Raw genomic sequence first — 22,983 nt, 5'->3', positions numbered from 1 at the left:
CAGGGTGTGGACCCCCAGGCCACCGATGTGGAACATCGGGCGCCACGGTCACGGTGACGTCGGTCTCCCGTTTCCGCAGGTGCGAGCTTGCCCCTGGCGCCGTGTCCATGGTGCTCGGCGTGGTCATCCTGCCCACCCACCCGCCGTCGACGGCAGAGCCGACCCTGCGGCGGATCGACCGCCTCGGCATCGTTCTCTCCAGCGCGACCCTGATCGGCGCGCTGCTGTTCCTTCGCTCCCTGGAGGCCGAGCCGGCCTGGTGGGCACTGGGCGTCGGGGGCGTCGCTGTCTTGCGTGTGGTCGAGGCACGCGTCGCCGAGCCCTTCCTCGACCTCCGGGCGCTGCGTTCCAGCCCTGACCTGGCGGGCATGTAGCTGCAGTACGCGCTGGTCAACCTGGTCTTCTGCGCGCTGTTCATCGGGGTGCCGAGCTTCCTGCAGGTGGCTAAGGGGGGCCGGGGACGAGGCCGGGCTGGCGATGCTGGCCGTGGCCGGCAACGGCGTGTTCACCAGCTCGATGGCGGCGCGACACATCGAACGGTTCGGCGTCCGGCCGGTCCCGATCATCGGAGCCGTTCCCCTCACCGCCGGCAGCCTGGGGCTCCAGCGGATCACCGCAGGTGCTGTCCACCGCGGCGACGGCAGCGCTGCTCACGGTGATCGGCGTCAGCGTCGGGTTCACCAACCTGGGGCTGCAGACGGCCTTGTACGACACGGCGCCGCCGGACGACGCCGGTGTCGCAGCGGGCCTGGTCCAGACCTCGCGCTCCCTGGGAACCGTCCTGTCGGCCAGCTTGCTGGGAGTGGTGTTCGGCGACGAGATCGACACCGCGAGCCTGCACCAACCGGCCTGGCGCCTGGCCGCCGTAAGTGCGCTCGTCCTGGCTCTGGACCTGCGTCCCCCGGTAGTCGAGCCGCTGGGTCTTCGCCCACTCATCATTGGCTCCAACAGCGTTCAGCCGGGGCCCGGGAGCCATGGCAGGGTGCTGGAGACGCGGAACCGAGCGGCGGAGGATCGAGATGCCCGAGCAGGCGATGGGAGCGCGGGAGACTGATGTCAGCGGCGTCCGTGTCCTGCTGACCGGCGGTACCAGCGGGCTGGGGCTGGGCATGGTGCGGGCTGTGGTGGCCGGTGGGGCCTCGGTGGTCCTGACCGGCCGGGACGCCAACCGCGCCCGTCGGGTCGCCGAGCGGGAGACGGCCGCCGGGCCGGGGGCGGCCACCGGAATCGCGATGGACGTGCGGGACGAGGCCTCCGTCGCCGACGGCGTGGCGGCCGCGCGCGCGTCCATGGGGGGCATCGACGTCCTGGTGAACAACGCCGGCATCGGCATGCGGACGGTCAATCCCCGGTTCCTGACCGAGCCACGACCGTTCTACGAAGTCACCCCGGCGGGCTTCACCGACCTGATGGCGACCAACGTGACCGGCTACTTCCTGGTCGCCCGCGCGGTCGTGCCGGACATGGTCGCGGCCGGGCGCGGCACCGTGGTGAACGTCAGCATCAACGAGGAGACGATGCGCCGCCGAGGCTTCATGCCCTACGGCCCGTCCCGAGCCGCTACCGACGCGATGTCGCACGTGATGGCTGCCGACCTGGCCGGCACGGGCGTCGACGTCCACCTGCTGCTGCCCGGTGGCGCCACGGTCACCGGCATGATCCCCGACGACCTGCCGGAGGAGGCCCGGGGCGGCCTCCTGGAGCCTACGGTGATGGGCCACGCCATCCGGTGGCTGTGCTCGTCCGCCTCCGCGGGCCGCACCGACCTCCGCGTGGTCGCGCGGGACTTCGTCCCGCCGGGGGACACGTCCCCCGCATGACCGGCCCGCGGTCCGCCGCGCCGCGGGCGCCGAGCCGCCCGAGTGTGCGGAGCAGTCGGCTCCGCCCCGTGGACGGAGCCGACTGCATCCGGAAATCGGTCAGCCGCGCAGTGCTTCGTCTGCTCCGCGACACCTCGGCGGCCCAGCCGTGACGCTCCGACTGCCGCAACCGACCGACCCCACGGGGTACGGGACCGCGTTTGGTGTGCCACCCCTGTTAGGGACCGCACGGTCGATGCTGGCCTTCGACGCTTCTCTGCTCTACGAGCCATTGCCGCAGGCGGCCCCCCTGACCGCCGCACTATGCGAGTGCCCAGTGCCGGGACCTCCTCCAGCGCCGCCACTCACGGCAGGGGACGAGCGGACGCGTGCGGGACCTCCTGGTGCCCACCGGGGGCCGGGTCCTCGGACAGGAGGAGGTCGCCGCCGAGCTGCACGTCAGCGTGCGGACCGTGCCCCGGATGCTCCAGGAAGAGGGAACCACCTTCCGCGCCATCGTGGAGCAGACGCGGGAACACCTGGCGGAGGAGCTGCTCGTGACCGCCGGTTTGAGCGTCGAGCAGGTCGCTGACGGCTCGGCTACACGGATGCTTCGACCTTCGTCCGTGCCTTTCGGCGGTGAAGGGCGTAAGCCCCGGCCGCTGGAGGGAGCGAGAACGCGGGCCCGGTCCGGCCGCGCATGAACGGTGGGGAGTCCCGGCCGCCGGCCGGGCGTGAGTGACGGCCGCGCCGGCCGAGCTGCGGATGGGGTCCGGCTCGCAGCGCCAGTGCCAAAGCCCCGGGCCGGGAGAGCCCGGCGCCGCCGACTCCCGAGCGTTCGCGCCTCCGTACGAGATCGCGCTCAGTCGGAGTTGTTGGGCCCTTCAGTTCGATCTCGCCCCGGCCGATCGGCCTCCGATGGGCAGCCGGCTCGTATCCACGATTCCATGGCGGCGACCCCGCGTGCCGCCTCGAGCGCGATCATGACGTGCTGGCGACCCGGTCGTCGCCAGGTCGGGGGCCCGGCCGCCAGCCAGTCGGTCAGCACCGCGGGACGTCCTGTCCACGCCGCGCCCATGGCCAGGCTGCCGGTCATCAGGCACCACAGCAGGAAGTGGGCCGCGCGCAGCAGCCACAAGGCAAGGGTGTAGAGGTACAGCCTGGTTCGGAGGAGGTGCTCCACTACCCCCCCTCTCTCCAGGGGTCTGACCGGTCATAGCCTCACACCGCCGCGGGTCACACCCGGCTGTTGCGAACCGCAACCATGGTCCCGCGGTGCAGTGCGAAAGGGAAGGGTTCCGTCTGCGGGCAGCACATGGGCGCTAGTGCTAGCCCCCGCCCCAGGAGATACAGGGTGGCCGGACCGGTCCGGTGGTCTCGCGACGACCGGCGGCAGAGGCCGCTATGGCTCCGCCTTCGCAAGTCGCGCAACGGCTGACCCACGAGCGTCGACAGCGATCCGGCTGGCGGCATCGTCCGGGCCATGCCCGAGATCGCAGTCCGGATCGACCGCCGTCTCGGAGGGCTCTGCGACGTTCTCCCCGGTGGTGTGCTCCTGCGCGTGCTCGCGCAGTGGGGTCTCCCGCAAGAACAGCAGCACGAGGAACCCGAGCAGAGCGAACGGCACGGCTGCGAGGAAAGTGGTCTGCAGCGCGTCGGCGAAGCCGGTGATGACGGCGGTCTGCACCGGTTCGGGCAGCGCTCCGATCTGTTCGGGGCTGCCCAGCGTCGGAGTCCCGCCGGCGATCCGGTCGGCCCGGACGCCGGCCTCGGCGAGGCGGGACGGGACGGTGTCGGCGAGGCGATGGGTGAGCAGGGCGCCGAACACCGCCACCCCCAAAGCGCCGCCCAGTGACCGGAAGAACGTCGCCGCGAAGGTGGCCACGCCCAGATCCTTCTGCTCGACGGCGTTCTGGGTGGCCAGCACCACCACCTGCATCACCAGGCCGATGCGACGCCCGTGACCAGCATGTACAGCCCGGCCACCACCAGGGAGGTGTCGACGGCGAGCCGGCTCATCAACCCCCGCCCGACCGCTGCGATCAGGAGGCCGACCACCGGGAAGATCTTGTACCGACCGGTGGCCGTGATCGCCCGCCAGGAGCCGATGGAGGCAGCGAGCAGGACCACCATGAGGAGGAGCTCATACGCGCGACCTCTCTTTGACCAGTCTTGTCCGCGGTTGCGGCTGACCGGTCCGTGTCGGTGCCGGTGGGCGACGGCGCGCCGCCGGCCGCTGCGTCGACGACCCTGCCGTCGAGACCTGCGTTCAACCGCTCCAGCAGCGCGGCGAACGTGTCCTGCTCGTCGATCGACCACCCGCCGATCAGCTCGCGCACGGCACTGCGCCGGACCTGACGTTTCCCAGCGACCGCGCGCCGCCCCGCGGATGTCAGCCGCGGCAGGAAGGCCGCCCGTTCTCGCGGTCCGCCTCGCGCTGGATCAGCCCGGCCTGCTGCAGGCCGCCCACGGGCCGGCTCACCGTCGAGGCGCCGGGGCGCCGGGGCGCAAGCGGGCCGCCAACGACCCGTTCCGCGTCGGTCCCTCGTCGTTGAGGAACCCCAAGATCCTGTATCCGCTCCACGCCAGGGGCTCCACGGGCCCATCGGTGTCGAGGTGGACGGGCTGGGCCCGGCGGCGGACCAGATGGGTCAGCTCACGTTCGAGGCGCCCCATGGACCCGGAGGCGACTCAGCCCGGTGCAATGGCATGTCAACCACGATGCGTTGCTGACGAAGGTTCCAGCCCCACCGCCGCCGGAGTGGGCTCCCCACGTGCCCAGCCGCCCTCCGGTCAGCCATCGGCGCTCGATCCCGCCTCGTCGCCTCCCGTCGACCCCGGCGACGACTGACCCAGCCACGACTCCAGGGCGGCGATGCCACGCGCCGCTTCCCGCTGCACCAGCTCATCGTCGAATCGCGGTGCCGGTGAGCCATCGACCGGCCCAGGCCGCGCCGGTGCAGCGTGGAGCATGTGCCGACCCGCGGCGTAAAGGCCGTAGCAGGACAAGGCCACGCCGCCCACGCAGAATGCCGCAAGCACTGTCCAGGTGAAGGCAAGTAACGCTTCCTCCAGCAGGCGCGACAGCGCTATCCATGTCCCCTGCCAGGCCCCTACCGAGGCGCCCATCAGTCGCCGCCAATCAACGTACGGCACCACAGCCTCCGGGCCAGGGCGCCCACGTGCGAGAACAGCAGCCTATGCCGTACCCGCTCGGAAGGGATGGTTGCACACCTCATCGTCCGATCCATCCCCAGCGAGACCCGCAACCGGGCCGAGGTCCGCGGCGGGCTCCACGACCAGGGTGCGAGTCCCCGCTGACCGGCATGCAGCTCGCGTACTCCGCCGCCGACGTGCTGGCCAAGGTCCGCTTCGGTGTGCTGATCCACAAGGTCGCCAAGCTGCGCACCGCCGAGGACGTGCACGCCGGTCAGGAGTCCCATCCCGAGGACGTGTGGATCAGCAGAGTGAAGAAGAGCGACGGCGTCCTGCCCGAGCTCAACAAGGTGTCCCCCTCGCTGATGACGCACTTCTCCGGCAACCACACCGAGCACGACGGGCACGCCCACCGCGAGCCCGTCCACGGCGGTCACGTCGTCGCCCGCCCGCGTGGTCGCCGACGGTGCCGGCAAGCACGACTGCTCGGCCACGCGTGACGACGCCACCGGACGGCCGGGCAACGCACGGGAGCTCTCCGCCGGGCAACGCACGGGAGCTCTCCGCCGGGCGGCTGGGCAGGCCGCTGCGCCGCTTCGCCGCTTCCCCGTCCAGGCTGCCCTGCCCACCGTGCCCGTGCTGCTCGCGATCGGGGTGCTGTGGTCGAACACCGACGGCTGGCTCGGCTTCGTCGCGACCGACATCCCCCTGCTCGCCGCGCTGACGCTGCCGCGCGCTCGTCGTCACCTGGCTGGACCGCCCGTCAGGAGCCGCGAAGCCGGCGTGACGGTGGGGCGGCGCGTACCGGGGCGACCGACGGGCGACCGAGCACCCGCGACCGATCGCCTGTTCCCGCACCGATCCTGGCGGGCGGGCTGAGACGAACCCGGCCGGGTAGGGAGCCGACGTGGAAGAACTCCTGGAAGACGTCGTCAACGCGCTGGTGTCGATCGTGGAGGCCTGCGGAGCGGCGGTCATCATCATCGGCGCGGTGTGGGCCTTCGCCCGGTTCGTGTGGGTCGGGCTGCGCCGGCGCGACACCAGTGCCTTCGTCCCCGTCCGCCTGACCCTGGGGCGGTTCCTGGCCCTGGGGCTGGAGTTCCAGCTGGCCAGCGACGTGCTCCGGACCGCCGTCGCCCCGAGCTTCCGCGAACTCGGGCAGCTGGCCGCGGTCGCCGCCATCCGGACGGCGCTGAACTACTTCCTGGGCAAGGAGATCGCCGAGGAGCGCCGGCAGGTCGCCGAGGAGACCAAGGGGGCGCGGACAGGCAGCGGATCGACATCAGCCCACGGATCGAGCGACCCTGCGTGACGGGCGTGCTCCTCGCCCTGCCCGGCCTCATGGCCCAGCTGCTGAGTGGCGCGGCACTGCTGGCCGGGGTGCTGACCCTCGCCACCACCAGGAAGCCGACCCTGGCGCTGTCGGTGTTCCTGGACCTGCTGACGGCGGCCGGGCTGTTGCGCCTGGTCGGGGATCCGAGCTGGCAGAGCATCGCCACCGCTGCCGTCATCGTCGCTCTGCGGCACCTCATCGGGTTCGGCCTGCGGATCGGCGCCCGCAACTGGACCACGAGCACCCAAGACGCAGGCCGGAGCGGACCGCGGCCCGGCATGGTCGTCGACCGGCTGCTCAGGCCCGCCTGGCGCCGCTGACCAGATCGAGCAGACGCCTCGGGGACCCTCGAGGCCGGGCCCAGCCGCTCGCCGGCGCGTCGGAACGCTCGGGCCGCAACTCAGACGAGGGGCGTACGGGGCTCGGGCACATCGCGGATCGACGTCGTGAGCAGTACGGGTCCGGAGTGAGGGTAGGAGCACGGCCACGGCGAATGGCGTGGCCGACAGCCGAGCCCCCGCCCGCCGCTCCGATGGAGGTCCCGCATGACCATGGCCGCACAGATGCTGACGACCTACCCGAAAGACCTCGGCGGCGTCGACCGGGACGCGATGATCGCCTGCATCGACGCCTGCCTGGAATGCGCCCAGGCGTGCACCGCGTGCGCCGACGCCTGCCTGGCCGAGGACATGGTGGCCGAGCTGACCGCCTGCATCCGGACCAACCTCGACTGCGCCGACGTCTGCGGCACCACCGGTCGGGTCCTCTCCCGGCACACCGGCTACGACGCCAACCTCACCCGAGCGGTCCTCGAGGCGTGCGCCGCAGCCTGCAAGGCGTGTGGCGACGAGTGCGGCAGCCACGCGGACATGCACGAGCACTGCCGGGTGTGCGCCGAGGCCTGCCGCCGCTGCGAGCAGGCGTGCCGGACCCTGCTCAGCTCGCTTGGCTGAGACTGAGCTGGGGCGGCGCGGTCTGGCCGGAAGGCGGCAGATCGCAGATCCAGCTCATCGCGCGTCCCGGCTCCCGGCTGGCGCTGGTCTCCTACTCCGGCGCCGCGGAGCCGCCGACCTTGGTGCGGGTGACCACGGCGACCGATCCCTAGGCCTCAGAGATCGCCAGGTGCACCTCGCTGATGTGCACGCTGCCGTGCTGGCGCAACATCTCGTCGAGGTCGCGTCGGTCAGGCCGCAGTGCCGCAGGCTCCGGCGGTCGATCCGCCCGGCGCGCACCAGGACCCGCAACGGCGGATCGACCAGGCGCTGGACTGGGGCCAGGAACCGCAGTCGGGTGACCGCGGCGTACGCCAGCAGCAGCGCCACCAGCGCGGCCGCACCCGTCAGCCACCCGGCATCGGCGGCGGTGACCGTCCGGCCGACGATCGCGTCCACCGCTACCGCGGCCACCCATAGGAGCGAACAAGCTCGGCCAGCGTTCGCCGCTCGGTGACCCGAAGGACGACCACCGCCGTGGCGAACAGCGCGACCGCCTTGAGGGCGGCGTAGGAGGCGCGGTGCCAGTCGCCGATCAGCCCGTCATGCAGCAAGGCCGTCAGTTGCCGCCGGCGATTGCCACCAGCCCGACGACCCCGACGGTGTAGAGCACCAGCACGAGCAGGGAGTCGATGCCCACGCACGCGATTCGCCGCCCGGGGAGGAAGAGCAGCGCGGACAGGTGGACAGTGCCAGCAGGACCGCCAGCGCGGTCAGGTCTCCCCCGACGTCTCCCGCGACGCCGTGGCCACCCTCGACGCCCTCCTAGGCAACTTAGGGTCGACTAATGGTGGTCAAAATGGTGGTCAAACCGTCCGGGAAAGCAGCAGAGGCCGCTCCTGGTCTCCCGGAAACGGCCCCTGACCTGCGACTTCTTCTGTCGGGCTGACAGGATTCGAACCTGCGACCCCTTGACCCCCAGTCAAGTGCGCTACCAAGCTGCGCTACAGCCCGAGCTCCGAACCCCCCGGCGGGAACCCGCCGGTGCGCTCGATCGCTGCCGGGAGAGATTACCGCACGCCCTCCCCGGCCCGAACTCCGGCCCTAGTTGCGCCGGCCGGTCTCCCGGCCCTCGCGGACCTTGACCGAGACGTCGATCGGCGTGCCGTGGAAGCCGAACTGCTCACGCAGCTTGCGCTCCAGGAACCGCCGGTAACCCGCCTCCAGGAACCCGGTGGAGAACACGACGAACCGCGGCGGCCGGATGTCGGCTTGGGTCACGTACTTGATCTTCGGCGCGCGACCGCCCCGGGCCGGCGGCGGGGTCTCCTGCACCAGCGTGCGGATGAAGGTGTTCAGCTCCGCGGTGGGCACCCGGGTCTCCCAGCCGGCCAGCGCCGACTTCAGGTGCCCGGCCAGCTTGTTCACCCCGCGGCCGGTGGTCGCCGAGATGTTGACCCGGCTCGCCCACTGGATGCGCGCCAGGTCGCGGTCGATCTCCTTCTCCAGCTGGGCGTGCCGGTCCTCGTCGACGTTGTCCCACTTGTTGAAGGCGATGACCAGCGCGCGGCCGGCGTCGATGACCTGGGTGATCACCCGCTGGTCCTGCTCGCTGATCACCTCGTCGGCGGCCAGCAGCACGACGGCGACCTCGGACGCCTCGATCGCGGCCTCGGTGCGCAGGCTGGCGTAGTACTCGGTGCCGCTGGCGGTGTTGACCCGCCGGCGCAGGCCTGCGGTGTCGACGAAGCGCCAGTCCTCGCCGTTGAGCCGCACGATGGAGTCGACCGGGTCGACGGTGGTGCCGGCCACGGAGTCGACGACCGAGCGCTCCTCCTTCGACAGCCGGTTGATCAGGCTGGACTTGCCCACGTTGGGCCGCCCGACCAGCGCGACGCGGCGCGGGCCGCCCAGGTTCTCGGTCTCCCGGGGTGCCTCGGGCATGGCGTCGAGGACCAGGTCGAGCAGGTCACCGCTCCCCCGGCCGTGCAGCGCGCTGACCGAGAAAGGCTCGCCCAGACCCAGCGACCACAGCTCGGCCGCGCCCGCCTCGGCGCGCTCGTCGTCGACCTTGTTGGCCACCACGATCACCGGGGTGGTGCTGCGGCGCAGCACGCGCGCGGCCGCGAGGTCGGTCTCGGTGACGCCCACGGAGGCGTCGACGACGAGCACGATCACGTCCGCGGTCTTCATCGCGTACTCGGCCTGCCGGGCGATCGAGGCGGCCATGCCGGTCGCCTTGGGCTCCCAGCCGCCGGTGTCGACGACGGTGAAGTTCTTGCCGTTCCACAGCGCCTGGTACGGGATGCGGTCGCGGGTCACGCCCGGGACGTCCTGCACCACCGCGGCCCGGCGGCCCAGGAACCGGTTCACCAACGTGGACTTGCCCACGTTGGGGCGTCCCACGATGGCCACCACCGGGAGGGGCCCGGTGGGCTCGTCGCTGATGGGGGCGTCGTTGTCGGTGCTCATGCCAGTTCTCCCACTGCAGTGCGCGCCAGGTCGAGCACACGCTCGACGACGGCGTCGCGGTCCAGCCCGGTGCTGTCGACGACCACGGCGTCGGCAGCTGGGCGCAGCGGGCTGTCGGCCCGGCTGCTGTCGTACTCGTCCCGGCGGCGCAGGTCGGCGGCGATCTCGGCGATCCGGGCCGCGTCGGTCACGCCGAGCTGGCCGGCCCGCCGTTGCGCCCGCGCCTCGGGGGCGGCGGTCAGGTAGATCTTCACGGTCGCGTCGGGCAGCACCACGGTGCCGATGTCCCGGCCTTCCACCACGACCGCGTCGGCGGCGGCGACGAGCGAGCGCTGCCGGTCCACCAGCAGCCGGCGCACGGCCGGGACGGCGGAGACCGGCGAGACGGTGCGGGTGACCTCGGCGCCACGGATCCGCTCGGCCACGTCGACGCCGTCCACGGTCACGGTCTCGGTGTCCGCCGTCGTCCCGACCTGGATGTCGGCGGCGCCGACGGCGCGGGCGATGCCCTCGGGGTCGTCGAGGTCCACCCCGGCGTCCAGGACCGCGACGGTCGCGGCGCGGTACATCGCGCCGGTGTCCAGGTAAGCGGCACCCAGCCGGGTCGCCACGTCGCGGGCGACGCTGGACTTGCCCGTGCCCGAGGGCCCGTCGAGGGTCACCTGACCGCGGAACTGCTCTGCACTCACGACGTCCACTCCACTCACTGTCCCTGGTGCCTGTTCTGTGCTCACTCGGTGCTCACTGCGCTGGGCCCCTGCGCAGCAGCCGTTCGCTCCGCGCCTCGCTCGCTGGCGCTCACTCGATGCTCACTCACTGCGCTGGGCCGCTGCGCAGCAGCCGTTCGCTCCGCGCCTCGCTCGCTGGCGCTCACTCGATGCTCACTCACTGCGCGATGTCGCGCCGCAGCGCGACGGCCCCGCGCAGGTAGACGTGCTGGACGTCGGCGCGGGGCAGGGGCGTGTCCACGTGTGCCATCAGCCGCAGCACCCGCGGCAGGGCGTGCGGAACGGCGATCTCGGTGGCGCACATCAGCGGCACGTCGCCCAGGCCCAGCTCGCGCGCGGCCAGCGCGGGGAACTCCGACACCAGGTCGGGGGTCGCGGTGAACAGGATGCTGATCAGGTCGGCGGGGTCGACCTGGTTGCGCTCCAGCACCGCGCTCACCAGCTCGCGGGTGGCGCCCAGCACCTCGTCGCGGTCGTCGGCGGCCACCTGCGTCGCACCCCGGATGGCTCGGACGGCCACAGCACTCTCCTCGATCGATGCGGTACCTGGATCGCCGGGCACCTCGGTCGAGTCTAAGGAGGCCGCGCCACCCCGCCGCGCCAGCAGGCGGGCACCCCGGCAGCCGGGCACCGCGGGAGGCCACGGGACGTCCTCGGTCCGGACGCACCGGTGCCCGGGTCCCAGCTCCTCGCGGAGGCCGGACCCGGGCACCGGGACGGCGGGCGTCAGCCCAGCGGGGCGATCCCCCACGCGGCCGTCGTCGACTCCCCCGGCTCGAGCCGCAGCACGGCCTCCCCGGTGGCCAGGGCGTTCGGCGGGCAGGTCATCGGCTCGACGGCCAGCCCCTCCCGACGCCGCGGCTCGGGCACCACGTCGCCGGTGAACAGCTGCAGGTAGCCGTAGGCCTCGTCCATCCACACCGCCACACCCCGGCCGTCGGGAGCGGTCAGCCGCACCCAGGCCAGGCCGTCGCCGTCCCGCTCGAGGTCGGTGAAGGCGTGGTCGATGAGCAGGTCGCCCACCTCCGCCCCCGACCGCAGGTCGTAGCGGGTGCCGACGACGTCGACCGCACCGGTCGGGATGGCCCGTTCGTCGGTCTCCAGCCGCGTGCGCCCGGGGGCGACCAGCGTGCAGTCGTCGACGTGCAGCCCGGCGCCGGCCGCCAGGTAGGGGTGGTGCCCCTCCCCGTACGGCAGCGCCCGGTCACCCTCGTTGGTGGCCGTGGTCTCCACCCGGAGCCCGGCCGCGGACAGCTCGTAGGCGACCCGCAGCCGCAGCGTCCACGGGTAGCCGGGCTGGGGGTGGAGCAGGTGCTCGAGCACGACCCGCTCGCTCGAGCGCTCCACCACCTGCCAGGCCACGAACCGCACGAGACCGTGGATGGCGTTGCCGGTCTCGTGCTCCGAGACCGGCGTCTCGTGCTCCTCGCCGTCCCAGGTGAAGCGGCCGTCGCGCAGCCGGTTGGGCCAGGGTGCCAGGACATGGCCCCGCGCATTGGGGGCCATGTCCTGCTCGCCGAACCCGTCGACCAGGTCCCGCCCACCGGCGCGGTAGCTCCGCAGGCCCCCGCCGACCTCGGTGACGACGGCCTCGGCGCCGGCCGAGCGCAGCGTGTACTGCTCGCCGGTGGGCAGCACCGTCACCCGAGGCGCTCGCCGCTGACCTGGTCGAACAGGTGCACGTGGCCCTGGCGGGGCAGGACCGACAGCCGGTCGCCCTTGGCCGGGGGACGACGCCCGTCCACGCGGGCGATGATCTGCTGCTCGCCGTTGCCGACCAGGGTGCGCCCGTAGATGTAGGCGTCGGCACCCAGCTCCTCGACGACGTCGACCTCGATCGGGAGGCCGTTGTCGGCGATGTCCAGGTCCTCGGGACGGATGCCGACGACGACCTCCTTGCCCGCGGCCTGGCCCAGCACGTCGCGGCCGACCGTGTGCACGGTGTTGCCGAAGGAGACGCCACCGTCGGTCTGGTCGAGGGTGAACAGGTTCATCGCCGGCGAGCCGATGAAGCCGGCCACGAACACGTTCTTCGGGTGGTCGTAGAGCTCACGCGGCTTGCCGACCTGCATGAGCAGCCCGTCCTTGAGCACCGCGACCCGGTCGCCCATGGTCATGGCCTCGACCTGGTCGTGCGTGACGTAGACCGTGGTGACGGCCAGGCGGCGCTGCAGCTGGGCGATCTGGGTGCGGGTCTGCACGCGCAGCTTGGCGTCGAGGTTCGACAGCGGCTCGTCCATCAGGAAGACCTGCGGGCTGCGGACGATCGCCCGGCCCATGGCCACGCGCTGGCGCTGGCCACCGGAGAGCGCCTTGGGCTTGCGGTCCAGGTAGGGCTCGAGGTCCAGCAGCTTGGCCGCGTCGCGGACCCGGGTGCTGATCTCGCTCTTGTTGACCCCGGCCATCCGCAGGCCGAAGCCCATGTTGTCGGCCACGGTCATGTGCGGGTACAGCGCGTAGTTCTGGAACACCATCGCGATGTCCCGGTCCTTGGCGGCGACGTCGGTGACGTCACGCCCACCGATGAGGATCGCGCCCTCGTCGATGTCCTCCAGGCCGGCCAGCATGCGCAGCGACGTGGACTTGCCACAGCCCGAGGGGCCGACGAGGACGAGGAACTCGCCGTCCTCGATCGTCAGGTCGAGCGCATCGACGGCAGCCCGGTCTGACCCGGGGTAACGACGAGTTGCGGAGTCGTAGGTGACAGACGCCATTGTGAAGTCCTCCTACCGGCAGGAACGTGCCGGACGATCCGAGTGGGTGGGACGGGGTGGTGCGGTGCTGATCATGCACGCTCGCGAGCGTCTGAGGTAGTGCAGGTCACACCCGGTCGGCGGTCATGTCGCGGACCTCGGCGTAGCGCTCCCGGACGAACGGGACCGGGTCGGCCTCGAACACCTCGATGCTGGTGGCCGGCCAGACCGGCGGCGTGCTGCCCCCGGCCAGGACCCAGGCCGCCTGGCGGGCGGCACCGTCGGCGACGTACTCCCCCGGCGGCGGGACGAGCACCGGCACGCCGAGGACGGCCGGCGCCAGCCGGCGCACCGCCTCTGAGCGCGCGCCGCCACCGACGAGGAACACCCGGCGGACCGGGTTGCCCAGCGCCGCGATGGCCTCCAGCCCGTCGGCCAGGCCGCACAGCAGCCCCTCGACCGCAGCGCGCGCGAGGTGCGCCGGGTCGGAGGTGGCCAACGTGAGCCCGTGCAGCGCGCCGGTGGACCGCGGGCGGTCCGGGGTGCGCTCACCCTCGAGGTAGGGCACGACGACGAGGCCGCCGGAACCGGCCGGCGCGGTGAGCGCCAACCGGGACAGCTCCTCGTGGTCGACCCCGAGCAGCCGCGCGGTGGCGTCGAGCACCCGGGCGGCGTTGAGCGTCACCACCAGCGGCAGGTAGTTGCCGGTGGCGTCGGCGAAGCCGGCGACGGTGCCGGAGGGGTCCGCGCTGGGCGTGCTCGACACCGTGGAGACCACACCGGAGGTGCCGATGGACAGCACCACGTCACCGGGCTCGGCGTTGATGCCCAGCGCGGCCGCGGCGTTGTCGCCGGTGCCCGGGCCCAGCAGCGCGCCACCGGCGGCGCCGAGGGCGCCGCCGGCGACCGTGCCGGCCTGCTCGGCCGGCCCGAGCACCCGCGGCAGCACCGGGGTGCGGCCGAACGCGCGCTCGAGCAGGTCGGGGCGGTACTCGTTCGTGTGGGTGGACCAGTAGCCGGTGCCGCTGGCGTCACCGCGGTCGGTGACCAGGGCATCGAGACCCGACGCCCCGGCCAGCTTCCAGGTGAGCCAGTCGTGCGGCAGGCACACCGCCGCGGTGCGCTCGGCGTTGGCCGGCTCGTGCTCGGCCAGCCAGCGCAGCTTGGTCACCGTGAACGACGCGACCGGCACGAGGCCGACCGCGTCGGCCCACGCACGGCGACCGGTCTCCCCCGGGCCGAGCTCGGCGATGAGGTCGGTGGCCGCCTGGGCCGAGCGGGTGTCGTTCCACAGCAGTGCAGGACGGACCACCTCGCCCTCGGCGTCCAGGCACACCATGCCGTGCTGCTGGCCGCCGACGGCGACCGCGGCGACGTCGGACAGGCCGCCCGCCGCGTCGATCGCCGTCTCCAGCGCAGCCGACCAGGCGGCCGGGTCGACCTCCGTGCCGTCGGGGTGCGACGCCCGGCCCTCCCGGACCAGGGCGCCGGTCTCGGCGTCGCGGATCACGACCTTGCACGACTGGGTCGACGAGTCGACCCCGGCCACCAGCGTCACGACAGACCTCTCCTCGCCCGAGCCCGACCCGACCTGATCAGCGAGCGCCGAGCAGGTGCTCGATCATCAGCTGGTCGAGGCGGACCACACCGGCGCCGCGCTTGGCGACGGCGTCGGCGTCGAAGTCCTCGAACGCCGAGCGGTCGTCGAGCAGCTCCTGGTAGCCACCCTCACCGAGGGTCGGCGTGCCCAGCTCGGCGACGCGGGCGGCGGCCATGGCCTCCTGGACCTCCGGGTCGGCGCGGAACGCGGCGGCCCGCTCCTTGAGCAGGAGGTAGGTGGTGATGTTGGCCTGGGCCGAACGCCACACGCCGTCCATGTCCTCGGTGCGCAGCGGCTTGTAGTCGAAGTGACGGGGGCCGGTGTAGGACGGGCCGCCGTTCAGGCCGCCGTTCTCCAGCAGGTCGACGGTGCTGAAGGCCTGCAGCAGGTCGCCGTGGCCGAAGACCAGGTCCTGGTCGAACTTGGGACCGTGCTGGCCGTTGAGGTCGATGTGGAAGAGCTTGCCCAGCCAGATCGCCTCGGCGATACCGTGGGTGAAGTTCAGGTTCGCCATCTGCTCGTGGCCGGTCTCGGGGTTGATCCCGACCAGGTGCGCGTGCTCCAGCTTGGAGATGAAGGCGATCGCGTGCCCGATGGTGGGCAGGAAGATGTCGCCGCGGGGCTCGTTCGGCTTGGGCTCCAGGGCGAACTTCAGGCCGTAGCCCTTGTCCTCGGAGTACTGGGCCAGGGTGTCGATGGACTCCGCGTAGCGGTCGAGCGCAGCCTGCAGGTCCTTGGCCATGTCGACCTCGGCGCCCTCGCGGCCACCCCACAGGACGTAGGTCTCGGCACCCATCTCGGCGGCGAGGTCCATGTTGCGCATGACCTTGCGCATCGCGTAGCGGCGGACCTCGCGGTCGTTGGCGGTGAGCCCGCCCTCCTTGAACACCGGGTGGGTGAACAGGTTGGTGGTCACCATGGGGACCTTGAGGCCGGTCTCCTCCAGGGCGCCCTTGAAGCGCGCGATGACCGCGTCACGGGCCGCGGCCTCGCTGCCGAAGGGGATGACGTCGTCGTCGTGGAAGGTGACGCCGTAGGCACCCATCTCGGCGAGCTTGTGCACCGACTCGACCACGTCGACGGCGTCGCGGGTGGCGTCACCGAAGGGGTCGCGGGCCGTCCAGCCGATCGTCCAGAGGCCGAAGGTGAACTTGTCCTCGGGGGTGGCCTTGGGGGTCGTCATCAGGTGGTTCCTCTCACGTCGCGTGTGGTTCGGGAGCTCGATCAGGGTCGGACGAGGGTCACTTGCCGAAGCCGGCCGTCAGGCCGCCCAGCAGGTATCGCCGTCCGAAGAGGTAGACGAAGAAGATGGGCAGCAGGGACAGCGTGATGGCTGCGAGCAGTCCCGGCACGTTGGTGCCGAACTGGCTGGAGAACGTCTGCAGCCCCAAGGTGAGCGTGCGCTGCTCGCGGGACTGGGTCAGCACCAGGGGGAACAGGAAGCCGTTCCAGGCACCCATCGCGGTGAAGACCGACACCGTGGTGATCGCCGGCTTGGCCAGCGGGAGCACCAGGTTGCGCAGCGTCTGCAGCGGACCGGCCCCGTCGAGGGTCTGCGCCTCGTAGAGCTCGGCGGGGATGTCCCGCAGGCTGTTGGTCATCACCAGCATCGCCACCGGCAGCGCGAAGGCCGCCGTCGGCAGGATGATCGCCAGCAGGGTGTCGTAGAGCTGGAGCTGGTTGATCAGCAGGTACACCGGGATGATGACCGCCTGCGCGGGCACGGCCAGCCCGATCAGCATGAGCGAGAACCCGCGCTGGACCATCGGCGAGGCGTTCCGGGCGACCGCGTAGGCCGCCGGGACCACCAGCGCGACCACGATGGCGACCGTGCCCACCGTGACGATGATGTTGTTGAGGAAGTACCGGCCGAACCCACCGGTGAAGACCGACTCGTAGTTCTCCAGCGTCGGGGCGCTGGGCAGCTTCAGCGGGTTGTCGCGCAGGTACTCCTGCCGGGTGCGGAAGCTGCCGCTGACCATGAAGTACAGCGGTACGAGCACCAGGACGAGCCAGATCACCGACAGCACGCCGGCGAGGTAGTTGGGCTTCTCCCGGCCGACCTTGCGGCGCTTCGGGCCGATGACGGACGCCGCCGGGCCGGCAGAGGCCGGCGGCGTGGCCATCGGGGTGCCGGACTGGGTGATGCTCACGAGCCCTCCTGCTGGCTGGACATCTTGCGGAACCCGGTGAGCTGGGTGACCGCCAGGGACAGGCCGGCGCCGAAGACCAGCAGGACCACGGCGATGGCACTGGCGTAACCGAACTCGAAGCCGGTGAAGCCGGTGATGTACATGTACAGCGGCGCGATGCGGGTCGCCGTGCCGGGACCACCACCGGTGAGCAGCAGGATGGTGTCGAAGGTCGTCACCGACCCGACCAGCATCAGCACCGTCGAGGTGATCAGCGTGTAGCGCAGCAGCGGCAGCGTGATGCTGAAGAACTGCTTGTAGCGCCCGGCGCCGTCGATGGTCGCGGCCTCGTAGATCGAGACCGGGATCCCTCGCGCCGCGCTCTGGTACAGCAGCGTGTGGAACGGGACGTACTGCCAGGTCAGCACCCAGGCCACGGTGAAGATGACCAGCGTGCGGTCACCCAGGAAGCTGAACTGGTCCAGGAAGGGCAGTCGCTGGGTGAGACCGAAGTTGGGGTCCAGCACCGAGTTCCACAGCAGCGCGATGGCCGCGGTGGACAGCAGCACCGGCAGGAAGAAGATCGAGCTGAGGACGGCGCGGTTGCGCTGCCGCCCGGCCGCCCAGACCCCGATCATCATCGCGATCGGGGTCTGGACGACCCAGCCGAGGACCATGAACACCAGCGTCAAGACCAGCGAGCTCCGGACCTCACGGTCCTCGAGGATCCGGGACCAGTTGCCCCCTCCGGAGAGCGAGGGGAAACCGAAGCCGTCCCAGTCGGTGAAGCTCAGGTAGACGACCAGCACCATGGGCAGGATGGCGAAGACCCCGAAGAAGGTCATCACCGGCACCATGTACCAGCCGGAAGGACGCTCTCGTCCCTTGGCAGCCACGTCAGGTCCTCTGTGTAGTCAGCGTGCGGATGGGACGGTGGATCAGCCAGCCATGGCGGCGACGAAGCCCTCCGGGGTCTGCTGACCCAGGAAGAGGTTGCTGAGCTCGGTCAGCATCTTCGACGCCTCGTCGGCGGCCAGGTCCTGGTCCCAGGAGAGCTGGAAGTTCTTCGCGTCGCTGGTGAGGTCGTAGATCTCGGTGAGGTACTCACCGTTGTCGGCGGCCGCGAGCTGCTCGCGGGCACCGGCGATCGGCATGACGTCACCGGCCTTGATCAGGTCCGACACGTACGTCTCGTCGGTCAGCGCCGTCTTGACGTACTCCAGGGCCGCCTCCTTGTTCGGGGACGCGCTGGTCACCGAGTAGAAGTTCGACACGTTGCCGACCAGGTTCGACGGGTCACCCGCGCCACCCTGCACCGACGGGAAGGGCGCGTAGCCCAGGTTCCCCGCCTCGACGAAGTCGGGGTTGGTGCCCAGCTGGTTGGTGAACTCCCACGAGCCCATGAGGTGGAAGCCCGCGTCGCCGTTGGCCAGCAGCTGCGTGGTGCCACCGGCGTCGTAGCCGGTCGAGGAGAAGTCCTCGGCCGCACCGAAGGCACCGGCGTCGATGAGCTGCTTGAGCATGGTCATGGCCTCGAGGACCTTGGGGTCGTTCCAGCCCTGACCCTCACCGTCACGGATGGCCTGGAAGACCTCCGGGCCGGCGACGCGGTCGAGGAGGTACTCCGCCCACATGAGCTCGGTCCACGGCTGCGAACCGGCCAGCGCGATCGGCGTCTTGAGGCCGGCGCCCTTCAGGGTCGCGACGTCGGCGAGCAGGTCCTCCCAGGTCGCGGGCATCTCGTTGATGCCGTTGGCCTTGAGGACCTCGAGGTTGCCGAACATGAGGACGGGCTGGACACCGCGCATCGGCAGGCCGTACTGCTTGCCGTCGATCTCGGCACCGGCGAGCACGCTGGGGAGGAAGGCCTCCTTCAGCTCGGGGTTCTCGTCCAGCATCGGGGTGAGGTCCTCGATCTTGCCGGCGTCGACGTACTCCTTGAGGGAGCCACCGCCCCAGTTGAAGAAGACGTCGGGCGCCTGGGGCGAGTTGATCGCCGTGCGGAGCCGCTGCTTGTACGGGTCGTTGCCGAAGGTCGAGAGCTTCACAGAGCCCGGACCCTCGCCGTCGTTGTAGCGCTGGATCGAGGCTTCCTCGATCGGGTTGAGGGACGTGTCCTGCAGGGCCCACACGTCAGCCGTGCCGCCGCCTTCACCGCCACCGGAACCACCGGCGGTGTTGTCGGAGCCACAGGCTGCCATCGAGCCGAGCAGAGCAAGGGTGGTGGCCGACACGGCCACCTTGGTCAGACGCCGGGGGGACATCCCACCGCCACCTTCCTGTTTCGTCGTTGAAAACCGAAAGTTTCGAGCAGTTGCGAGAACGTAAGCCACGTCACCGGCCCCTGTCAACGGCGGCGCCAGGCTTGAGTTGACGTGTCCGAACCGTGACCTCCCGGCCACCGCATCAGCCCGCGGATCAGCCGCTTTCCGGGTGTGGAGACTATCCAAGTACCGAAAGTTTCGATAACGTCCGCGTCACGCCGACAGCGACGCCGGCCTGACCGCACCGGTCCTGCCGGGGGCAGGCTCGTGCGCCAGCCGCCACCGCAAACGGACCGGGAGGCCGTCCAGTGCCACCGCACCAGCTGGGCCGACCGACGTTGGCCTCCATCGCCGCAGCTGCCGGGGTCTCGCTGCCCACCGTGTCCAAGGTCGTCAACGGCAAGGCCGACGTCGCCCCCACCACCCGGGCCCACGTGCAGCAGCTGCTGGACCAGCACAACTACGTGCCGGTCACCCGCCGCCCCGCCGAGGACCTGCTGGTCGACGTCGTCTTCACCGCACTGGACAGCCCCTGGGCCGTGGAGATCCTGCGCGGGGTCACCGAGAGCGGCCTGGAGGTCGTCGTCTCCTCCCAGTCCCGGACGTCGGACGTCGACTGGGTGCAGGCACTGGTCGCCGGCGGACGGCGCGGCGCACTGGTCGTCACCTCCCGGCTCACCGCGGCCGACCAGCGCCGGCTGGGCCGGTCCCGGCTGCCGGTCGTGGTCATCGACCCGGTCGACATGCCCGGCCAGGACGTGCCCAGCGTCGGGGCGACCAACTGGGCCGGCGGGCTGGCGGCCACCGAGCACCTGGTCGAGCTGGGTCACCGCCGGATCGCCGTGGTCGGCGGGCCGCAGGCCTACCTGTGCAGCCGGGCCCGCATCGACGGGTACCGCGCGGCGCTGGAGCGGGCCGGCATCGCCGTGGACCCCGCCCTGGTGGTGCACGGCACCTTCCGTCACCAGGGCGGCTACGACCAGGCGCAGTCGCTGCTGGCCCTCCCCGACCCGCCGACGGCGATCTTCGCCGGCAGCGACGAGCAGGCCTTCGGCGTCATGGAGGCCGCCCGCCAGGCCGGGCTCTCCGTGCCCGACGACCTGAGTGTGGTCGGCTTCGACGACCTGCCGATGGCCCGCTGGTCCTCGCCGCCGCTGACCACCGTGTGCCAGCCGCTGGCCGACATGGGGCGGATGGCCGGCCGGATGCTGCACGACCTGATCGACGGCCGGGTGCTCGGCAGCCAGCGCATGGAGCTGGCCACCCACCTGGTCACCCGCGCCTCCACCGCTCCCCCGCGCCGCTGACCACCGTCCTCGTCCCCTCCCCTCCGGCGCCGACACCGGCGACCGGCCCGCGCCTCCTCCGGCGCCCGAACCGACTCCAGGAGCCCGTCCCGTGACCTCGTCACCGTCCCCGTCCGACCTCGACCCGGGCGCCCCCGCCGCCGAGGTGTGGGCCGACCCCGCGCGTCCGCTGCCCGAGCGCGTCCGCGCCCTGATGGACGTGATGACCCTCGAGGAGAAGGTCGCCCAGCTCTACGGCATCTGGACGACGATCTCCGACGGCGAGGAGGTGGCCCCGAACCAGCACGAGTTCTCCGAGCCGCTCCCGCCGTGGGAGGAGCTGACCCGGCCCGGCCTGGGCCAGCTGACCCGTGTCTTCGGCACCGGGCCGGTCGAGCCGCTCACCGGCGCCCGGGTGCTCGCCCAGACCCAGCGCGACCTGGTCGCCAACTCCCGGCTGGGCATCCCGGCCGTGGCGCACGAGGAGTGCCTGACCGGGTTCACCGCCTGGCAGGCCACCGTCTTCCCGACCCCGCTGGCCTGGGGCGCCTCCTTCGACACCGCCTCGGTGGAGACCATGGCCGCCGGGATCGGTGAGCTCATGCGCTCGGTCGGTGTCCACCAGGGGCTGTCCCCGGTGCTCGACGTCAGCTTCGACCACCGCTGGGGCCGCACCGAGGAGACCATCAGCGAGGACCCGTACCTGGTCGCCGTCCTGGGCTCGGCCTACACCCGCGGGCTGGAGAGCTCCGGGATCGTCGCCACCCTCAAGCACTTCGCCGGCTACTCCGGCTCGGGCTCGGGCCGCAACCACGCCCCGGTGCGGCTGGGCCCGCGCGACTTCGCCGACATCGTGCTGCCGCCGTTCGAGACCGCGCTGCGCGAGGGCGGTGCCCGCTCGGTGATGAACTCCTACGCCGCCGTCGACGGCCTCCCCCCGGCGGCGGACCCCGCACTCATGACCGGCCTGCTGCGGGAGACCCTGGGCTTCGACGGCGTCGTGGTCGCCGACTACTTCGCCGTCTCCATGCTCGAGACCACCCAGGGCGTGGCCTCCTCCCCCGGTGACGCCGCCGTGCAGGCGCTGCGGGCCGGCATCGACGTCGAGCTGCCCACCGTGCGCTGCTACGGCGAGCCGCTGCTGGAGCGCATCCGCTCCGGCGAGGTCGGCATGGACGTCATCGACCGGGCCCTGGAGCGGGTGCTGCTGCAGAAGGGCGAGCTGGGCCTGCTCGACGCCGGCTGGGACCCCGAGCCCGCGGCGCTGCGCGAGGGCGCGGAGACCCTGGACTTCGACCCGCCGCACATGCGGGCGCTGGCCCGCACGCTGGCCGAGCGCTCCGTCGTCCTGCTGGACAACCGCGCCTCGGTGCTGCCGCTGCGGGCCCCGCAGAAGCTCGCCGTCGTCGGCCCGGCCGCCGACGAGGTGCTGTCGCTGATGGGCTGCTACGCCTTCCCCAACCACGTCGGCGTGCAGCACCCGGACATGCCGCTGGGCATCGAGCTGCCCACGCTGCTCGACGCGGTGCGCACCGAGTTCCCCGACGCCGCGGTCACCACCGCCCGCGGTGTGCCGGTGCAGGAACTGGACCGCAGCGGCATCGACGAGGCGGTGCGCGTCGCCGGTGAGTCCGACGTCGTCCTCGCCGTCCTGGGTGACGTCGCGGGGCTGTTCGGCCGCGGCACCTCCGGTGAGGGCTGCGACGCCGACGACCTGCGCCTGCCGGGCCTGCAGGGTGAGCTGCTCGATGGGCTGCTGGACACCGGCAAGCCGGTCGTGGTCGTGCTGCTCACCGGCCGGCCCTACGCCCTGGGCGCGGTCGTCGACCGGGCCGCCGCGATCGTCCAGGCGTTCTTCCCGGGCGAGGAGGGCGCCGGCGCGGTGGCCGGTGTGCTCAGCGGCCGGGTCAACCCCTCCGGGCGCCTGCCGGTCTCGGTGCCGGCCACCCCGGGCGGGTCGCCGGCCACCTACCTGCACCCGATCCTGGGCGCGCAGAGCGGGATCAGCTCCGCGGACCCGACGCCGGCCTTCCCCTTCGGGCACGGCCTGTCGTACACGACCTTCGCGCTGATCGACCTGCAGGTCACCGGCGTCGACGGCGCGGTCACCGAGGAGCTGGCCACCGACGGCTCGGTCACGGTCTCGGCTACGGTGCGCAACACCGGTGAGCGGGACGGCGCCCAGGTCGTGCAGCTGTACCTGCACGACCCGGTCGCCAGCGTGGTCCGCCCGGTCACCCAGCTCGCCGGCTTCGCCCGGGTCGAGCTGGCCGCGGGTGCGGGCGCGCGGGTCTCCTTCGCGCTGCACGCCGACCGGACGTCGTTCACCGGCCGGGAGCTGACGCGCATCGTGGAGTCCGGTGACCTGGTGCTGCAGGTCGGCACCTCCAGCACGGACCTGCCGCTGCAGGCCACCGTCCGGGTCACCGGCCCGGACCGCGTCGTCGGCGTCGACCGCGTCCTCACCACCCCGGTCGAGGTCACCGCGCTCTGATCACCCCGCAACGCACACCGCCGGTGTCCCCTCCAGGGGACACCGGCGGTGTGCGTTCGGCCCCCTTCCGGGCCCCGCGGTGAGCTTGCTCAGC

24 protein-coding genes and 1 tRNA gene are annotated in these 22,983 nt (G+C 71.9%); 10 read left to right on the top strand and 15 right to left on the bottom strand.

Annotation, left to right across the window (positions count from 1 at the left end; translation table 11 throughout):
• The first annotated feature begins 101 nt into the window (after positions 1-101).
• The 3 genes from GCU67_RS13195 to GCU67_RS13185 all read left to right on the top strand — a co-directional run bounded on the left by GCU67_RS13195 (position 102) and on the right by GCU67_RS13185 (position 1,820).
• On the top strand, positions 102-374 hold the full coding sequence (locus tag GCU67_RS13195; protein WP_163621132.1) for a hypothetical protein: 273 nt from the start codon (positions 102-104) through the stop codon (positions 372-374).
• Between the two features lie 245 nt (positions 375-619).
• A complete protein-coding gene (locus GCU67_RS13190) occupies positions 620-1,054 on the top strand; it encodes an MFS transporter (protein ID WP_163611687.1) in 435 nt (144 codons plus the stop codon).
• Positions 1,020-1,820 (top strand): SDR family NAD(P)-dependent oxidoreductase, encoded by an 801-nt coding sequence (locus GCU67_RS13185; protein ID WP_211661331.1) that lies wholly within the window; start codon positions 1,020-1,022, stop codon positions 1,818-1,820. Before GCU67_RS13190 ends, GCU67_RS13185 begins: the two co-directional genes overlap by 35 nt.
• Before the next feature lie 841 nt (positions 1,821-2,661).
• On the opposite strand, the gene GCU67_RS13180 is transcribed toward GCU67_RS13185, so the two are convergent.
• The 3 genes from GCU67_RS13180 to GCU67_RS13170 all read right to left on the bottom strand — a co-directional run bounded on the left by GCU67_RS13180 (position 2,662) and on the right by GCU67_RS13170 (position 3,932).
• Positions 2,662-2,982, bottom strand: a complete 321-nt coding sequence (locus tag GCU67_RS13180) for a hypothetical protein (RefSeq protein ID WP_163611686.1) — start codon at positions 2,980-2,982, stop codon at positions 2,662-2,664.
• Positions 2,983-3,201: 219 nt separating this feature from the next.
• The gene (locus tag GCU67_RS13175) at positions 3,202-3,741 is read right to left on the bottom strand and encodes an MFS transporter (protein WP_163611685.1); all 540 of its coding nucleotides are present in this window, start codon (positions 3,739-3,741) and stop codon (positions 3,202-3,204) included.
• Positions 3,738-3,932, bottom strand: a complete 195-nt coding sequence (locus tag GCU67_RS13170; protein WP_163611684.1) for an MFS transporter — start codon at positions 3,930-3,932, stop codon at positions 3,738-3,740. Before GCU67_RS13170 ends, GCU67_RS13175 begins: the two co-directional genes overlap by 4 nt.
• Before the next feature lie 1,193 nt (positions 3,933-5,125).
• On the opposite strand from GCU67_RS13170, the gene GCU67_RS13165 reads away from it, so the two are divergent.
• The 5 genes from GCU67_RS13165 (at position 5,126) to GCU67_RS13145 (ending at position 7,241) form a co-directional block, all read left to right on the top strand.
• Positions 5,126-5,455, top strand: coding sequence for a hypothetical protein (locus GCU67_RS13165; RefSeq protein WP_163611683.1), 330 nt, complete (start codon positions 5,126-5,128; stop codon positions 5,453-5,455).
• Between the two features lie 130 nt (positions 5,456-5,585).
• Positions 5,586-5,834, top strand: a complete 249-nt coding sequence (locus GCU67_RS13160) for a hypothetical protein (RefSeq protein WP_163611682.1) — start codon at positions 5,586-5,588, stop codon at positions 5,832-5,834.
• 28 nt (positions 5,835-5,862) lie between these two features.
• Positions 5,863-6,267 carry a DUF1622 domain-containing protein gene (locus GCU67_RS13155; protein ID WP_163611681.1) on the top strand — a complete coding sequence of 135 codons (405 nt, stop codon included), beginning with the start codon at positions 5,863-5,865 and terminating at the stop codon, positions 6,265-6,267.
• Positions 6,264-6,608, top strand: a complete 345-nt coding sequence (locus GCU67_RS13150) for a DUF1622 domain-containing protein (RefSeq protein ID WP_211661330.1) — start codon at positions 6,264-6,266, stop codon at positions 6,606-6,608. The genes GCU67_RS13155 and GCU67_RS13150 overlap by 4 nt, the downstream gene beginning before the upstream one ends.
• Positions 6,609-6,833: 225 nt before the next feature.
• Positions 6,834-7,241, top strand: coding sequence for a four-helix bundle copper-binding protein (locus GCU67_RS13145; RefSeq protein WP_163611680.1), 408 nt, complete (start codon positions 6,834-6,836; stop codon positions 7,239-7,241).
• A 440-nt stretch (positions 7,242-7,681) separates the two neighbouring features.
• Here GCU67_RS13145 and GCU67_RS21365 read toward each other — a convergent pair whose 3' ends face one another.
• From GCU67_RS21365 to GCU67_RS13085, 12 genes are all read right to left on the bottom strand, one after another.
• Positions 7,682-7,834 carry a hypothetical protein gene (locus GCU67_RS21365; protein ID WP_211661329.1) on the bottom strand — a complete coding sequence of 51 codons (153 nt, stop codon included), beginning with the start codon at positions 7,832-7,834 and terminating at the stop codon, positions 7,682-7,684.
• A 326-nt stretch (positions 7,835-8,160) separates the two neighbouring features.
• Positions 8,161-8,234 (bottom strand) — tRNA-Pro (locus GCU67_RS13135).
• 90 nt (positions 8,235-8,324) lie between these two features.
• Positions 8,325-9,692, bottom strand: coding sequence for a ribosome biogenesis GTPase Der (der, locus tag GCU67_RS13130; RefSeq protein WP_163611679.1), 1,368 nt, complete (start codon positions 9,690-9,692; stop codon positions 8,325-8,327).
• Entirely contained in the window at positions 9,689-10,381 is a 693-nt protein-coding gene (gene cmk, locus GCU67_RS13125) for a (d)CMP kinase (protein WP_163611678.1), read from the bottom strand. Before cmk ends, der begins: the two co-directional genes overlap by 4 nt.
• A gap of 196 nt (positions 10,382-10,577) precedes the next feature.
• Positions 10,578-10,940, bottom strand: a complete 363-nt coding sequence (gene aroH / locus GCU67_RS13120; protein ID WP_163611677.1) for a chorismate mutase — start codon at positions 10,938-10,940, stop codon at positions 10,578-10,580.
• A gap of 206 nt (positions 10,941-11,146) precedes the next feature.
• Entirely contained in the window at positions 11,147-12,064 is a 918-nt protein-coding gene (locus GCU67_RS13115; RefSeq protein ID WP_163611676.1) for an aldose epimerase family protein, read from the bottom strand.
• Positions 12,061-13,134: an ABC transporter ATP-binding protein gene (locus GCU67_RS13110; protein ID WP_163611675.1), complete on the bottom strand. Its 1,074-nt coding sequence runs from the start codon at positions 13,132-13,134 to the stop codon at positions 12,061-12,063. The genes GCU67_RS13115 and GCU67_RS13110 overlap by 4 nt, the downstream gene beginning before the upstream one ends.
• 106 nt (positions 13,135-13,240) lie before the next feature.
• Positions 13,241-14,671 (bottom strand): xylulokinase, encoded by a 1,431-nt coding sequence (gene xylB, locus GCU67_RS13105; RefSeq protein WP_163611674.1) that lies wholly within the window; start codon positions 14,669-14,671, stop codon positions 13,241-13,243.
• 37 nt (positions 14,672-14,708) lie between these two features.
• Complete coding sequence (gene xylA / locus GCU67_RS13100; RefSeq protein WP_163611673.1) at positions 14,709-15,896, bottom strand: xylose isomerase; 1,188 nt, start codon at positions 15,894-15,896, stop codon at positions 14,709-14,711.
• A gap of 58 nt (positions 15,897-15,954) precedes the next feature.
• The gene (locus GCU67_RS13095) at positions 15,955-16,866 is read right to left on the bottom strand and encodes an ABC transporter permease subunit (protein ID WP_163611672.1); all 912 of its coding nucleotides are present in this window, start codon (positions 16,864-16,866) and stop codon (positions 15,955-15,957) included.
• A complete protein-coding gene (locus GCU67_RS13090; RefSeq protein WP_163611671.1) occupies positions 16,863-17,741 on the bottom strand; it encodes an ABC transporter permease subunit in 879 nt (292 codons plus the stop codon). Before GCU67_RS13090 ends, GCU67_RS13095 begins: the two co-directional genes overlap by 4 nt.
• Positions 17,742-17,783: 42 nt before the next feature.
• Positions 17,784-19,109 carry an ABC transporter substrate-binding protein gene (locus tag GCU67_RS13085; RefSeq protein ID WP_211661328.1) on the bottom strand — a complete coding sequence of 442 codons (1,326 nt, stop codon included), beginning with the start codon at positions 19,107-19,109 and terminating at the stop codon, positions 17,784-17,786.
• Positions 19,110-19,417: 308 nt separating this feature from the next.
• Here GCU67_RS13085 and GCU67_RS13080 point away from each other — a divergent pair, with 308 nt between their 5' ends.
• Together GCU67_RS13080 and GCU67_RS13075 are read left to right on the top strand one after the other, a co-directional pair.
• Positions 19,418-20,416, top strand: a complete 999-nt coding sequence (locus GCU67_RS13080) for a substrate-binding domain-containing protein (protein ID WP_163611670.1) — start codon at positions 19,418-19,420, stop codon at positions 20,414-20,416.
• Between the two features lie 91 nt (positions 20,417-20,507).
• Positions 20,508-22,889: a beta-xylosidase/alpha-l-arabinosidase gene (locus tag GCU67_RS13075; RefSeq protein ID WP_338104989.1), complete on the top strand. Its 2,382-nt coding sequence runs from the start codon at positions 20,508-20,510 to the stop codon at positions 22,887-22,889.
• The last annotated feature ends 94 nt before the right edge of the window (positions 22,890-22,983 follow it).

Origin of the sequence: Modestobacter muralis (genome assembly GCF_010682105.1) — a bacterium.
Classification (GTDB): domain Bacteria; phylum Actinomycetota; class Actinomycetes; order Mycobacteriales; family Geodermatophilaceae; genus Modestobacter; species Modestobacter muralis.
This window is presented reverse-complemented; position numbering and strand designations above follow the sequence as displayed.

Excerpts from the sequence above, each read along its gene's own strand:
- GCU67_RS13110 (WP_163611675.1), bottom strand. The coding sequence starts at position 13,134 with ATGGCGTCTGTCACCTACGACTCCGCAACTCGTCGTTACCCCGGGTCA.
- GCU67_RS13170 (WP_163611684.1), bottom strand. The coding sequence starts at position 3,932 with ATGGTGGTCCTGCTCGCTGCCTCCATCGGCTCCTGGCGGGCGATCACG.
- xylA (WP_163611673.1), bottom strand. The coding sequence starts at position 15,896 with ATGACGACCCCCAAGGCCACCCCCGAGGACAAGTTCACCTTCGGCCTC.
- GCU67_RS13145 (WP_163611680.1), top strand. The coding sequence starts at position 6,834 with ATGACCATGGCCGCACAGATGCTGACGACCTACCCGAAAGACCTCGGC.
- der (WP_163611679.1), bottom strand. The coding sequence starts at position 9,692 with ATGAGCACCGACAACGACGCCCCCATCAGCGACGAGCCCACCGGGCCC.
- GCU67_RS13085 (WP_211661328.1), bottom strand. The coding sequence starts at position 19,109 with ATGTCCCCCCGGCGTCTGACCAAGGTGGCCGTGTCGGCCACCACCCTT.
- GCU67_RS13165 (WP_163611683.1), top strand. The coding sequence starts at position 5,126 with ATGCAGCTCGCGTACTCCGCCGCCGACGTGCTGGCCAAGGTCCGCTTC.
- GCU67_RS13185 (WP_211661331.1), top strand. The coding sequence starts at position 1,020 with ATGCCCGAGCAGGCGATGGGAGCGCGGGAGACTGATGTCAGCGGCGTC.